At 71.6% G+C, this 12,375-nt stretch carries 13 protein-coding genes; 5 read left to right on the top strand and 8 right to left on the bottom strand.

Annotation, left to right across the window (positions count from 1 at the left end):
* Positions 1–94: 94 nt before the first annotated feature.
* Positions 95–898, bottom strand: a complete 804-nt coding sequence (locus G472_RS0111810) for an ABC transporter permease (protein WP_029008574.1) — start codon at positions 896–898, stop codon at positions 95–97.
* Between the two features lie 138 nt (positions 899–1,036).
* On the opposite strand from G472_RS0111810, the gene G472_RS0111815 reads away from it, so the two are divergent.
* The 3 genes from G472_RS0111815 to G472_RS0111825 are packed head-to-tail and all read left to right on the top strand — an operon-like array spanning position 1,037 to position 3,532.
* A complete protein-coding gene (locus G472_RS0111815) occupies positions 1,037–2,377 on the top strand; it encodes an AAA family ATPase (RefSeq protein ID WP_029008575.1) in 1,341 nt (446 codons plus the stop codon).
* Entirely contained in the window at positions 2,370–2,963 is a 594-nt protein-coding gene (locus G472_RS32660) for a hypothetical protein (RefSeq protein ID WP_051340713.1), read from the top strand. Before G472_RS0111815 ends, G472_RS32660 begins: the two co-directional genes overlap by 8 nt.
* The gene (locus tag G472_RS0111825; protein ID WP_029008576.1) at positions 2,960–3,532 is read left to right on the top strand and encodes a regulatory protein RecX; all 573 of its coding nucleotides are present in this window, start codon (positions 2,960–2,962) and stop codon (positions 3,530–3,532) included. The genes G472_RS32660 and G472_RS0111825 overlap by 4 nt, the downstream gene beginning before the upstream one ends.
* 105 nt (positions 3,533–3,637) lie before the next feature.
* Here G472_RS0111825 and rpmB read toward each other — a convergent pair whose 3' ends face one another.
* The 6 genes from rpmB to G472_RS32670 form a co-directional block, all read right to left on the bottom strand.
* Complete coding sequence (rpmB, locus tag G472_RS0111830; protein WP_029008577.1) at positions 3,638–3,937, bottom strand: 50S ribosomal protein L28; 300 nt, start codon at positions 3,935–3,937, stop codon at positions 3,638–3,640.
* A gap of 159 nt (positions 3,938–4,096) precedes the next feature.
* The gene (locus tag G472_RS32665) at positions 4,097–4,783 is read right to left on the bottom strand and encodes a phasin family protein (protein ID WP_051340714.1); all 687 of its coding nucleotides are present in this window, start codon (positions 4,781–4,783) and stop codon (positions 4,097–4,099) included.
* 342 nt (positions 4,784–5,125) lie between these two features.
* Positions 5,126–6,136: a methylmalonyl Co-A mutase-associated GTPase MeaB gene (gene meaB, locus G472_RS0111845; protein WP_029008578.1), complete on the bottom strand. Its 1,011-nt coding sequence runs from the start codon at positions 6,134–6,136 to the stop codon at positions 5,126–5,128.
* 10 nt (positions 6,137–6,146) lie between these two features.
* Positions 6,147–6,698, bottom strand: coding sequence for a biliverdin-producing heme oxygenase (locus G472_RS0111850; protein WP_029008579.1), 552 nt, complete (start codon positions 6,696–6,698; stop codon positions 6,147–6,149).
* A gap of 102 nt (positions 6,699–6,800) precedes the next feature.
* Positions 6,801–7,538: an aminoglycoside adenylyltransferase domain-containing protein gene (locus tag G472_RS0111855; protein WP_169732805.1), complete on the bottom strand. Its 738-nt coding sequence runs from the start codon at positions 7,536–7,538 to the stop codon at positions 6,801–6,803.
* 70 nt (positions 7,539–7,608) lie between these two features.
* Positions 7,609–9,495 (bottom strand): ABCB family ABC transporter ATP-binding protein/permease, encoded by a 1,887-nt coding sequence (locus tag G472_RS32670; protein ID WP_084536589.1) that lies wholly within the window; start codon positions 9,493–9,495, stop codon positions 7,609–7,611.
* A gap of 133 nt (positions 9,496–9,628) precedes the next feature.
* Between G472_RS32670 and G472_RS38800 the strand changes: the two genes are divergently transcribed.
* Both G472_RS38800 and G472_RS32675 read left to right on the top strand, forming a co-directional pair.
* Positions 9,629–9,781 carry a hypothetical protein gene (locus tag G472_RS38800; RefSeq protein ID WP_156927085.1) on the top strand — a complete coding sequence of 51 codons (153 nt, stop codon included), beginning with the start codon at positions 9,629–9,631 and terminating at the stop codon, positions 9,779–9,781.
* 180 nt (positions 9,782–9,961) lie between these two features.
* Positions 9,962–11,548: a Do family serine endopeptidase gene (locus G472_RS32675; protein WP_035692124.1), complete on the top strand. Its 1,587-nt coding sequence runs from the start codon at positions 9,962–9,964 to the stop codon at positions 11,546–11,548.
* Positions 11,549–11,569: 21 nt separating this feature from the next.
* Here G472_RS32675 and G472_RS0111875 read toward each other — a convergent pair whose 3' ends face one another.
* Positions 11,570–12,226, bottom strand: coding sequence for a 2OG-Fe(II) oxygenase (locus tag G472_RS0111875; protein ID WP_029008581.1), 657 nt, complete (start codon positions 12,224–12,226; stop codon positions 11,570–11,572).
* Between the last annotated feature and the right edge of the window lie 149 nt (positions 12,227–12,375).

The raw sequence follows: 12,375 nt of genomic DNA on the forward strand, positions 1-12,375 counted from the left end.
GCACCCGGCGGACAGGATGCCCGCCGGGAAACGGCCACTATCGGGAGATAGGGACCGCCTGTCAACTCACGCCTTTTGACGCGGCCGCCTCATCTCACGCCTTGAGGCGGTAGCCGGTGGCCAGCATCCGCCAGGCGAGCAGCCACAGGGCGGCGTTGGTGCCCAGCATGACCGCCACGCCCAGCCCCAGCGTCCCGTCGGAACGGCCGATGAAGCCGTAGCGGAAGCCGTCGATCATGTAGAAGAACGGGTCGAAGTGGGCGATCCACCAGAACACGGTGGGCAGCGTTTCGACCGAATAGAAGGTGCCGGACAGGAACGACAGCGGCGTCACCACGAAGTTGGTGACGGCAGCGATGTGGTCGAACTTCTCCGACCAGATGCCGCCGATGAGGCCGAGCAGCGACAGCAGCATGGACGCCATCACCGCATGGAACAGCACAAAGCCGATGTTGACGATGCCGATGGGCACGAACAGGCGGATGGCCAGCGCCGCCACCAGCCCCACCATCAGCCCGCGCGTCACCCCGCCCATGACGAAGCCCACCACCAGCTCCATCGGCGACAGCGGCGGCATCAGGGTGTCGACGATGTTCCCCTGCACCTTGGCGATCACCACCGAGGAGGAGGTGTTGGCAAACGCGTTCTGCACCATGGACATCATCACCAGGCCGGGCGCCAGGAAGATCATGTAGGGCACGTCCCCCACCGACCGCCCGTCGCCGCCGAGCGCCAGCGCGAACACGGCGTAGAACAGCAGCGTGGTGACCACGGGGGCCCAGATGGTCTGCTGGTGGACCTTGATGAACCGCCGCACCTCGCGCAGGTACAGCGTCCACAGGCCGATCCAGTTGACCGTCCCGACGGTGCGCGGCATGGGGGGAAGAGGAGGTGTCATTTCGCTACGGGCACTTTTCCTGAGGTGGCGACACCCTAGCCTCCCCATGGGAAGCTTGGCAAACTGGCGTTGTGCGCACCGCGCATGCGGCAGGCGGGTGGCTGGTGCGGCCGCCCCGGCGGTGAAGGGGAGGAACTGTTGATCCGGCGCGTGCACATCAAGGGGTATAAATCGCTGCGCGACGTCGAGGTGCGTCTGGAGCCCCTGACGGTCCTGTTCGGCCCGAATTCCGCAGGCAAGAGCAATTTTCTCGACGCTCTGCAACTGCTGTCCGGCATCGTCCGGACGCGCACGCTGCGCGAGGCGTTCGCGCCGCCCTACCGCGGCAAGGCCGTCGAGTCCTTCTCGTTCCCGCCGGGCGGTGTGGAGGAGTTGCTGAAGCAGGAATCGGCGCGGCTCAGCATCGAGGTGGACGTGGAACTGTCGGACGCCGTCGTCGAGACCGTCAATCGGCAGATTCGGCTGCTGAAGGAGCCCGGCGAGCGTGGTGACGGCCAGCTTTCCGATCGTGAGGCCGAACCGGAGGAGAATGCCGTCCGCGAGCGTTACCTGCGCTACCGAATCGAAATCGAGGTCATTCCGAAATTTGGTTTCCTGCGCGTTGCCGACGAAAACGTTTCAGCGCTGGGCCAGGATGGATGTCAAAAGAAAAGCAGAAAACCATTTCTTAGCAAAGAAGGAAACCGCCTTCATCTGCGATTGGAGGGGCAGTCGCATCCTAAGTACCATGAACTCCACCTTGATTACTGCATACTATCGACACCGCTGTACGCGCCGCATTATCCGCACATGGTTGCATTGCGAGAAGAGCTGGCGAACTGGTTCTTCTTCTACCTGGAACCGCGTGAACGGATGCGCGCGCCGACACCGATCAAGGAGGTGCGGCACATCGGCATGATGGGGGAGGAACTGGCGGCGTTCCTCAACACCTTGCAGGGGACCAACGAGAAGCAGTTCCGCCTCGTCGAGCGTGCGCTGAAGGACGTCATTCCCTCCATCGACAAGATCGACGTCAGCATCAACCAGCTTGGCGAGGTGGAGTTGAGGATCTTCGAGGGCCGCACACCGATCCCGGCGCGGCTGATGTCGGAGGGCACACTGCGGATACTCGGCCTGCTGGCGCTGCCCGGCACCGAAAGCCCGCCATCGGTCATCGCCTTCGAGGAGCCGGAGAACGGCATCCATCCCCGGCGGCTTGAACAGGTGATCGATATCCTTCACAACATGGTCGTTTCCGGCGATTCGCAGGTGATCGTCACCACCCATTCGGCGCGCCTTGTCGATCTGATGCCCCGGAACAGTCTTTTTGTCACGCGGCGAAACCGGTACGGGACGGAAATCCGCCCCTTCGGGGACTGGGGGCCGCTGGCCTTGGGCGCCGGGCCGGAAAAGGCCGACGCCATAGACGGCGCCCTCAATGATACCGACGTCGGGGAGACGGTATCGGACCGGCTGCTGCGGGGGGACTTCGATGCGTAGGATCTTCCTGTTCGTGGAGGATTCCGCGCATCTTCGGGTGCTCACCGCGTTCCTCGACCGGCTTGCCCGCGATCATGGTGTTTCCATCGCCTGCACCCCGTACAACGTCCGGCACGGGCATCCGGCCGTTGCCAGGGAACTGCGGCAGTTCGTCCGCGACCTGCGGCGCGGGACACAGGACTTGCCCGACCTTCTCGTCGTTGCCACCGATGGCAATTGCAAGGGCTACGCGGCCCGGCGTGACGAACTGAGCGCGATCGTCGAACCCGTTGCGGAGACGGTCGTGTTCGCCATTCCCGACCCGCACGTCGAGCGCTGGCTGCTGCTCGACTCCCAGGCGTTCCGGACGGTGGCCGGCAAGGGGTGCGATGCGCCGGACCGCAAATGCGAGCGCAGCCGGTACAAGAAGCAGTTGATGGATTCGTTCAGGGCCGCCGATCTCAGGCCGAGCCTGGGTGGCACCGAGCTGGCCGGCGACATCGTCGACGCCATGGATCTGGACCGGGTGAAGATGCTGGACGCGTCGCTCGGCCGGTTTCTCACCGATCTCTCCCGCCGATTCCGCGACTGGAAAGGAGTGGCATGACCGATCGCCCGCCGCCCGCCCGCCGCGAGCCCCGCCGCGTCACGCCGCAGTATCTGGAGAACGCCGCACTGCATTACCTGGAGCGGTTCGCCAGCTCCGCCGAGAATCTGCGGCGGGTGCTGATGCGCAAGGTCGACCGCTCCGTGCGGGCGCACGGCACCGACCGCGAGGAGGCGGCGGGCTGGGTCGATGCGCTGGTGGCGCGCTACCGCACCGCCGGTCTGCTCAACGACACCGCCTACGCCGATCTGCGCGCCGGCTCGCTGCACCGCCGCGGCGCCTCCACCCGCGCCATCCGCGAGAAGCTGGCGGCCAAGGGGGTGGGGCGCGCCGAGGTGGACGCCGCCCTGGAGCGACTCGACGCCGACACCGAGGGCGATCCGGACCTGGCCGCCGCCGCCGCCTTCGCCCGCCGCCGCCGCCTGGGGCCGTTCCGGCCGGCAGAGGCGCGGGCGGACCACCGCGACCGCGACCTGGCGGCGCTGGGGCGTGCGGGTTTCGACTACGCCACCGCCCGGCGGGTGGTGGACGCCGAGGATCCCGACGCGATTGCCGACACCGGCGCGTGACCGGCGGCCAAACGCCGAAAGCCGTCGCAAGCCCCGCGGGACGGGGCCGGACGGCTTCGGAAGGCGCGGCCGAACCGGGTCAGGGGGCGTGAGCCCCCGCACACCTTACGCGGACGCGGCGGCCTTTTCCTGCGCCTTGGCGATGCGGCGCTTCAGGCGGCGCGCGTCGAGGCTGAGGACATCGTCCCGGGAGTCGAGCAGGAAGGCGTCGATGCCGCCCTTGTGCTCGATCGAGCGGATGGCGTTGGTGGACACGCGCAGGCGCACCATCTGGTTCAGCGAATCGCTGAGCATCGAGGTTTCCTGCAGGTTCGGCTGGAAGCGACGGCGGGTCTTGTTGTTGGCGTGGCTGACGTTGTTGCCAAACTGCGTGCCCTTGCCGGTCACGGAGCACCGACGAGACATCGGTCTGTTCCTTTATTGATTAGCACATGAAGCCCGGTTCCGGACGGCGGGCGCCCGAAAGAGGCGGCGTTATAGTCGAACACCCGCGGGCGCGTCAAGGACGGGAAGGGCGGGCTTTGCGAACCCTCCCCCGACCGGAGCCGGGAGAGGGCCCGGCGGTCACTCCACCGACGGGGCCGGCGCGGCCTTGGGGGCGGCTTTGGGGGTGGTCTCGGCCGGCTTCGGCGCTTCCGCCTCGACCGGTGCCGCCTTGGGGGCGGCCTTCGGGGCGGCGGACGCCGCCGACCGGGCGGCCGGCTTGCGGGCGGCCGGGGCGGTCTTGGCCGCCGGGGCAGCGGCGGGCTCGGCGGCCACCGCGATCACCGGGGCGACGGGGGCGGCCGCGGGGGTCGCCTCGGCCTTCGGGGTGTCGGCCTTCGGGGCCTCGATGACCGGGGTTTCGGTCTTTGCGGTCGGGGTTGCAGGGGCCGGGGCCGCGGCGGGGGGCTTGGCGGGCGCGGCGGCGGCGGCCTTGGGGGCCGCCGCGGTCACGGTGCCGGCGACCAGCTTGGCGGACAGGTCGACGATGGCTCGCACGTCGTTGGCGACGCGGGCACCGGTGGACTCCAGCCAATCGCGCTGCACGGCGATCACCTCGGCCGGGGTGCGGGCCTTGGCAAGATCCTCGGCGGTGCGCACGGCCCGGTCCAGGCTGGCGGTGACGCCGTCGGCCCACAGGCGGTAGCCGTCCTGCATGACGCCGGCGACCCGCGCCGACCGCGCGGCGGCCGCTTCGGCGTTGCTCTTCGCCAGTTCCTGCACGGTGGTGCCGACCGACGCGTACATTCCGAAAAGATTGGCGCTCATCCCCACGATCTCCTGGCTTTGAATCCCCTGGCGTTCGGGCGACGCGGCCGCGGCTTGCGTCCGGGCGTCCCGGACACGCCCGAGAGGGGGAGCGCCCAACCGGGGCCTCGGCGCCCCGAAACAACCCGCAGAACCAACCGCCGCCGACGGGTGTCCCCCCGTCCAGTCGCCCGCCGAAGCCTAGGCGCACCGATGCTGCAACGCAACATAAATCTCGCACTGCGGCAAACCGGCCTCACGAATCGGCCGGGAACCCCGCGTCCGGTTCGACGATCAGGTCGGACCGGTCGAAGAGCCACTCCCCCCATCCGCGACGGGGGCGGGGCCCGGTGCGGCGTTCCGTCAATCCACCGTCCCGACCGGACGGCCGAGGAAACGTTCCAGCAGGGTGCGGGCGGCGGCGGCGGGGACCAGGGTGCCGGCGGTGACGCGGGCCTCCAGGTCGGGCAGGGCGGCGCGCACGTCGGGGTGGCGGCGCAGGCTCTCCACCAGGCTCTCGCGGATCTCGCTCCACAGCCAGGCGCGCGCCTGCTCGGCGCGGCGCGCGCTGCGGCGGCCGGCGGCGACCATGGCCGCGCGGTGCTCGCCCACCGTTTCCCACACCGCGTCGATGCCGGCCCGGGTGATGGCGGAGCAGCTCAGCACCGGCACCCGCCAGTCCGCCTCGTGGCGCAGCAGGGTCAGGGCGTGGCGGTAGTCGGCGACCGTGTGGCGGGCGGTGGCGGCGAGGTCGCCGTCGGCCTTGTTGACCACGACCAGGTCCGCCAGCTCCACGATGCCCTTCTTGATGCCCTGCAGCTCGTCGCCGCCGGCCGGCAGCAGCAGCAGCAGGAACAGGTCGACCATGTCGGCCACCGCCGTCTCCGACTGGCCGACGCCCACCGTCTCCACGATCACCACGTCGAAGCCGGCGGCCTCGCAGATCAGCATGGCCTCGCGGGTGCGCCGCGCCACGCCGCCCAGCGTCGCCCCGGCGGGGGAGGGGCGGATGAAGGCGCCGTCGTCGCGCGACAGGTCGACCATGCGCGTCTTGTCGCCCAGGATCGAGCCGCCGGTGCGCTGGGAGGTGGGGTCGACCGCCAGCACCGCCACCTTGTGGCCGCGGCCGATGACGTGCAGCCCGAACGCCTCGATGAAGGTGGACTTGCCCACCCCCGGCACGCCGGAGATGCCGATGCGCACGGAGTTGCCGGTGTGCGGCAGCAGCGCCGTCAGCAGCGCGTCCGCCCGCACGCGGTGGTCGGGGCGGGTCGATTCGATCAGCGTGATGGCGCGGGCCAGCGCGCGCCGCTCGCCGCGCCGCACCGCCGCGGCCAGGGCCGCGGGGTCGTTCAGGGTGGAAGGCGTCGTCATGGCCGCCACCCTAGCGGCCGTCGGCGAGTCCGTCCAGCCAGCGTTCCAGCGCCGCGAACAGACCCGCGGCGGCGGTGCAGGCGGCGGCGCGCGGGGCGGGGTCGGCCAGTTCCGCCTCCAGCCGGTCGAGCAGGACACGCCAGCCATCGGCGGCGCCGGCCGGGGCCAGAAAGCGCGCGCCGCGCGCCGCGTTCCAGCCCAGCGCCGCCGTCACCGCCGGCAGCATCGCCCGCCCGCCGTGGGCCGAGCCGTCCAGCACATAGCGCGCCGCCAGCCGCGCCGGCGCCCCGGACAGGTCCGGCAGCCCGCCCGCCTCCGGCAGGTCGTCCGCCATCACCCCGAGGTCGCCGAGATCGGCGCGCAGCAGGGCCGGGCGCCCCCCGGCACCGGTGCCCAGCGCCCGCTCCACCGGGGCGTGGAAGCCGTACAGGGCGGCCAGCGCGCGGCGGTAGGCATCGCCGGTCAGCCCCGGCCCGGTGAGGGGAAGCAGCAGGGGGTGGACGTGCAGACGCTCGTGCGCGGCGGCGGTGGCGTCGCGCAGCGCGCGGCGGGCAGGACCCATGACGGGGTTCCTTACGTAGCGGGACGGCGGTCGGACGGGTGGTGGTAACAAGGGCGGCCATCCGGCGCAAGCCATGGGGGCCGAGTCGCCGGCACCGCGCCGTCACAGCAGGGTGGTCACCTGTCGGACCAGATGCTCCGCGGCGTGCCGCGCTTGCGTACGGCGGGTCGTCCAGTCATCGTCGACCCGTCCGAGATAGCCGTCCCGGGCAAGGGCGAGGACACCGGCAACGTCGGCGGGAAGGCGGGGAATCGCCCGGTCCGCCGCGGCGTCCTTGGTCACGAATTCCCCCGTCGCCGCCGTCCGCCACATACGGGCGAGTGTCAGCAGCCCATTGCGCTCATCGCCGGCCAGGCAGCCGAGCAGGGCCGGCAGCGCGTCGCGCATGGCCCGGCGGACATCGCCGTCGGGGATGGGCGGCAGCACCGCCGCCGGGTCCGGGCCGACGATCGCCACCGCCTGCCTCCGGGCCTGCGCCAGCACCAGGGTGTGTTCCGGATCGCAGGCGGGCTCCGGGACCGCGCCGGCCTCGAAAGCGCCGCGCAGCCATTCGCCGTACACGAACTCGCAGCACGCCGGGTACGCCGGTGCGGTCAGGCGGGAGGTCAGGAAGACCATCACCTCGATGCAGCGCGGGCCGCCGCGGCGGGCGGGATGGCGGCCGGACCGGCGCAGCAGGGCGGCGAGGAGCCGTTGACGCTCGCCCGCGGTCATCGCCCGGTCGATGACGACCAGCACGTCCACGTCGCTCTGCGGCCGCAGGTGGCCCGAAGCCGCCGAACCGTGCAGACAGACGGCGGCCAGCGAGGTCCCGAACAGCTCCCGGGCGATCCGCGCCACGGCCGCGGCCTCCTTCGGGATCGCTGCGTCGCCCCTGCCCATGCCGCCCTACTGCCGGTGGATACGGTCTTCAGGCCGAGGCCGCGCGCGGCAGGGCGGGGCCGGGATCGGGCGGATCCTCCGCCTCCCCGTCCGCCCCCCCGTCCTCGGCCGCGATGCCGCCGCGGCTTTCCTGCTGGCGGGCCCACAGGGCGGCGTAGGCGCCGCCGGCGGCCAGCAGGTCGGCGTGGCGGCCGCGTTCGACGATGCGGCCCTGCTCCAGCACCAGGATCTCGTCGGCATCCACCACGGTGGACAGGCGGTGGGCGATCACCAGGGTGGTGCGGCCGCGGCTGACCTCGCGCAGGTTGGCCTGGATCTCCCGCTCGGTGTGGGTGTCCAGGGCGCTGGTCGCCTCGTCGAACATGAAGACGGCGGGGTCCTTCAGGATGGTGCGGGCGATGGCGACGCGCTGCTTCTCGCCGCCCGACAGCTTCAGCCCGCGCTCCCCCACCATGGTCTGGTAGCCGTCGGGCAGCCCCATGACGAAGTCGTGGATGTGGGCGAGGCGGGCGGCCTGCTCCACCTCCGCCGGGCCGGCACCGGGGCGGCCGTAGGCGATGTTGTAATAGACCGTGTCGTTGAACAGCACCGTGTCCTGCGGGACGATGCCGATGGCCGCCCGCAGCGACGCCTGGGTCACGGTGCGGATGTCCTGCCCGTCGATGGAGACGCTGCCCCCCGACACGTCGTAGAAGCGGAACAGCAGCCGGCTGATGGTGGATTTGCCCGCACCCGAGGGACCGACGATGGCCACCGTGCGTCCCGCCGGCACGGTGAAGTCCACGCCCTTCAGGATCGGCCGGCGCGGGTCGTAGCCGAAGGACACGGCCTCGAAGCGCACGGCACCCCCCGCCGCCGCCAGCGGCCGGGCGCCGGGGGAGTCCGCCACCTCCCGCTCCACGTGGAGAAGCTGGAACATCGCCTCCATGTCGGTCAGCGCCTGCTTGATCTCGCGGTAGACCATGCCGAAGAAGTTCAGCGGCTGGTAAAGCTGCAACAGATAGGTGTTGACCAGCACGAAGTCGCCGATGGTGAGGTCGCCGGCGGCGATGCCCTGCGCCGCCATGGCCATCACCACCACCAGCCCGACCGAGATGATCACGGACTGGCCGGTGTTGAGGAACGCGAGGCTCTGCTCGCTGCGCACGGCCGCGTCCTCGAAACGGCGCAGCGCCTGGTCGTAGCGGCGCGCCTCGTGCTCCTCGTTGCCGAAATACTTGACGGTCTCGAAGTTCAGCAGGCTGTCGATGGCCCGCGTGTTGGCCCGCCCGTCCAGGTCGTTCATGGCGCGGCGGAACTTGGTCCGCCATTCCGACACCGCGAAGGTGTAGGCGAGATAGAGCGCCACCGTGACCAGCACCGCCAGGGCGTAGCGCAGGCCCAGCATGTTGGCCAGGATCACCGTGACCAGCCCGATCTCCACGATGGTGGGGAAGATGCTGAACAGGGCGTAGGACAGGATGGTCTTGATGGCACGCGTGCCGCGCTCCAGCGCGCGGGTCAGGCCGCCGGTCTGGCGTTCCAGGTGGAAGCGCAGGGACAGCGCGTGCAGGTGGCGGAACACCGACAGGCCGGCCTTGCGCACCGCGCTCTGCTCCACCCGCACGAAGATGGCGTCGCGGATCTCGCCGAAGGCCAGCCCCAGCACGCGCGCCAGCCCGTAGGCGAGGATCACCGCCAGCGGCACGGTCACCGCCGTGACCGGGGCCGACAGGGCGTCCACCGCCTCCTTGAACCAGATGGGGATGGTGACGGTGGCGGCCTTGGCGGCCACCAGGAACAGGATCGCCACGACCACGCGCAGGCGCAGCCCCGGCTCGTCCTTCGGCCAGAGGTGGGGCAGCAGCGTGCGCAGGGCGCCCGTCTCGCCCAGGCGGGGTGCGGGCGCGGCGGCAGGGTCGGCGGGAGCGGTCATCGGGATGGTCGATTCACGAAACGATAAGGAGTGCTGACGCTAACCTAGGCGACGGGCGGGCGTTGGCAAACCCTGCCCCCCGGTATGGCTGGCCCGCGGCCAAACGCCGCAACCCCGCAGGGAGACGTCGCCCATGGTCCGCTTCCTTCTTCTGGTGCCGGTGCTGGCCCTTCTCGCCGGCTGCGGCGTCGCCGGCGGGGTCGTCGGGATCGCCGGCGCGGCGGCGGACGTCGCCGGCACCGCGGTGTCCACCACCGCCCGCGTGGTGACCGCCCCCGTGCGCTGATCTCCCCCTTGCGGTCGGGCCTCCGGAACCGGCGGGCGGTGCGGTGTGTTGTGCAGGCGGTGCCGCGGCGCGAGCGCCGTGCACGCCGCACGCCATCAGCCAACCGCTTCAGCCGGACGGCGGCGCGTCGCCCCCCGCGCGGACGGGCCGGCGCCCGGTCCGGACCCAACGGGGGACTCCATGCGATCCAGACTGACCATCGCCCTGGCCACGGCCGCCGCCCTTGCGTTCGGACTGCCCGCGCACGCGCAGCCGGCACCGCAGGGGCAGGCTCCGGCGCCGGAGCAGGGCGACCGGCGCGCCGAGCGGGCGATGCCCGGCAGCTTCCATTCCCTGGCCAGCGCCCGGCTGCCGGCGGTGGTCAACATCGCCACCACCCGGGGGCAGGAAACCCGCGGTCCCGGTGGTCCCGGCGGCCCCGGTGGTCCGGGCGGCCCCGGGGGACCCGGCGGTCCCGGCATCATTCCCCCGCTGCCCGGCCTTCCCGGTCTGCCCGGCCTGCCGCCGGGCATGGAGGAGTTCTTCGGCCAGCCCCCCAACCAGCCGCCGCCGGGACCGGCGCACGCGCTGGGCTCCGGCTTCGTCATCGACCCGCAGGGTTTCGTGGTGACCAACGCCCACGTGGTGGAGAACGCCGCGGAGATCACCGTCATCCTGCAGGACACCACCGAGCTGCCGGCGGAGCTGGTGGGCCGCGACCCGCGCACCGACCTGGCGCTGCTGCGGGTGAATCCGGCGCAGCCGCTGCCGGCGGTGCAGTGGGGCAACAGCGACGACGCCCTGGTGGGCGACTGGGTCATGGCCATCGGCAACCCGTTCGGGCTGGGCGGCTCGGTGACGGCGGGCATCATCTCCGCCCGCCAGCGCGACATTCAGGCCGGCCCTTACGACGACTTCATCCAGACCGACGCGTCCATCAACCGCGGCAACTCCGGCGGGCCGCTGTTCAACCTGGACGGCGAGGTCATCGGGGTGAACACCGCCATCTTCTCGCCCACCGGCGGCAACGTCGGCATCGGCTTCGCCATTCCCGCCAACATCGCCCGCGGCGTCATCGAGCAACTGCGCGAGACCGGCGCCGTACGCCGCGGCTGGCTGGGCGTGCAGATCCAGCCGGTGACCCCGGAGATCGCCGAGGCCGTCGGTCTCGACACCCCGCGCGGCGCGCTGGTCGCCATGGTCACGCCCGACAGCCCGGCGGCGGCAGCCGGCGTGCAGGTCGGCGACGTGGTGGTCGGTTTCGCCGGCCAGACGATCGACGGGCCGCGCGATCTCAGCCGCGTGGTGGCCGCGACCGAGGTGGGCGCCACCACGCCGCTCACCGTCTTCCGCGACGGCGAGCGCACGGAACTGTCGGCGCACATCGCCCTGCTGGAGGACGAGCCGGCGGTGGCCGCCGCAGCACCCGAGCCCGAGCCGGCAACCTCCGGCCCTCTGGGTCTGGCCCTCGCCCCCCTGACGCCGGAGGCGCGCGCCCGCTTCGACATCGGCGCGGACGTCAGCGGCGTCCTGGTGGCCAACGTCGCCCAGGACGGCATCGCCGCCCGCGAGGGGCTGCGCGCCGGCGACGTCATCACCCGCGTCGGCCGGACCGAGGTGTCGCAGCCGCAGCAGGTGGCCGCGGCGATCGAGGAGGCGCGCAGCCAGAACCGCCGCTCCGTCCTGTTCCTGCGCGAACGCGGCGGCCAGCGTTCCTATGTCGCCATTCCCCTCGACGGCGGGCAGGTCGGCGAAACCCCGCCGTCGGACGGCGGACAGCAGCAATAGGGCCGGCGGGATAGGACGGCGTTACGCCACGGGCGTGTCGGGGAAGCACAGCTCGTGGCGGGCGCGCCATTCCGGGCCCACGTAGTTGACGATGATCGACTTGCGCACGCCCTCGATCGGGCGCCTGGCGAAGCCGTGCCAGGTGTTGGTGCCGGGGATGAAGATCAGCCCCTCGTTGAAGGCGTAGGGCGCGCGGCGCACCAGGTTGCCCTCGGCGTCCAGCACGTCGGTGCCCCAGCCGGCCCCGTTGGGATCGCGCGACAGGTAGATCAGCATCGTGAACTTCTTGACGCCGATGTCGGTGTGCGGCTCCAGCCAGAAACCGTCGGTATCCTGGCAATACTCGATGCGCAGGCTGGTGCCGGTCAGGTCGACGCCGCAGGTGCGCTCGATCGCCTCCGTCACCGCGCGGTCCTGGAAGGCGCGGGCCACGTCGTCGCACACGGGGTGGGCCGCGCGGTTCTCCGCCCCGAAATAGGTGCGCGAGGCGTTGTTCGTCTCCCGCTTGCCGTAGGTCTCCCGCACCGCCGGCGGTTCCCACGGCAGGGCGGCGATGGCGTCGGCCGACTCCTCGGGCAGCGCACCGGACAGCAGCCAGTGGTTGTAGGGGTCGGTGAGCAGCGTGCTGCGCTCCAGGCACGCCAGGAAGCTCTGGCGGACGGCGGCGGGCGAGGTCATGGGTCGGTGCGTCCGGCGATGTGGCTGGACCCGCTGGGTCCCTGTCCCGCGTTATGGCACCACCGCCGGGTGCACGAAAAGCCCGGCCGCCCGGCCCGCCCTGCGCCGTTGTGTCGCAGGGACGGCGCGCCGCGCCCGCGCCCGGACCG

The organism is Azospirillum halopraeferens DSM 3675, assembly GCF_000429625.1.
GTDB lineage: Bacteria > Pseudomonadota > Alphaproteobacteria > Azospirillales > Azospirillaceae > Azospirillum > Azospirillum halopraeferens.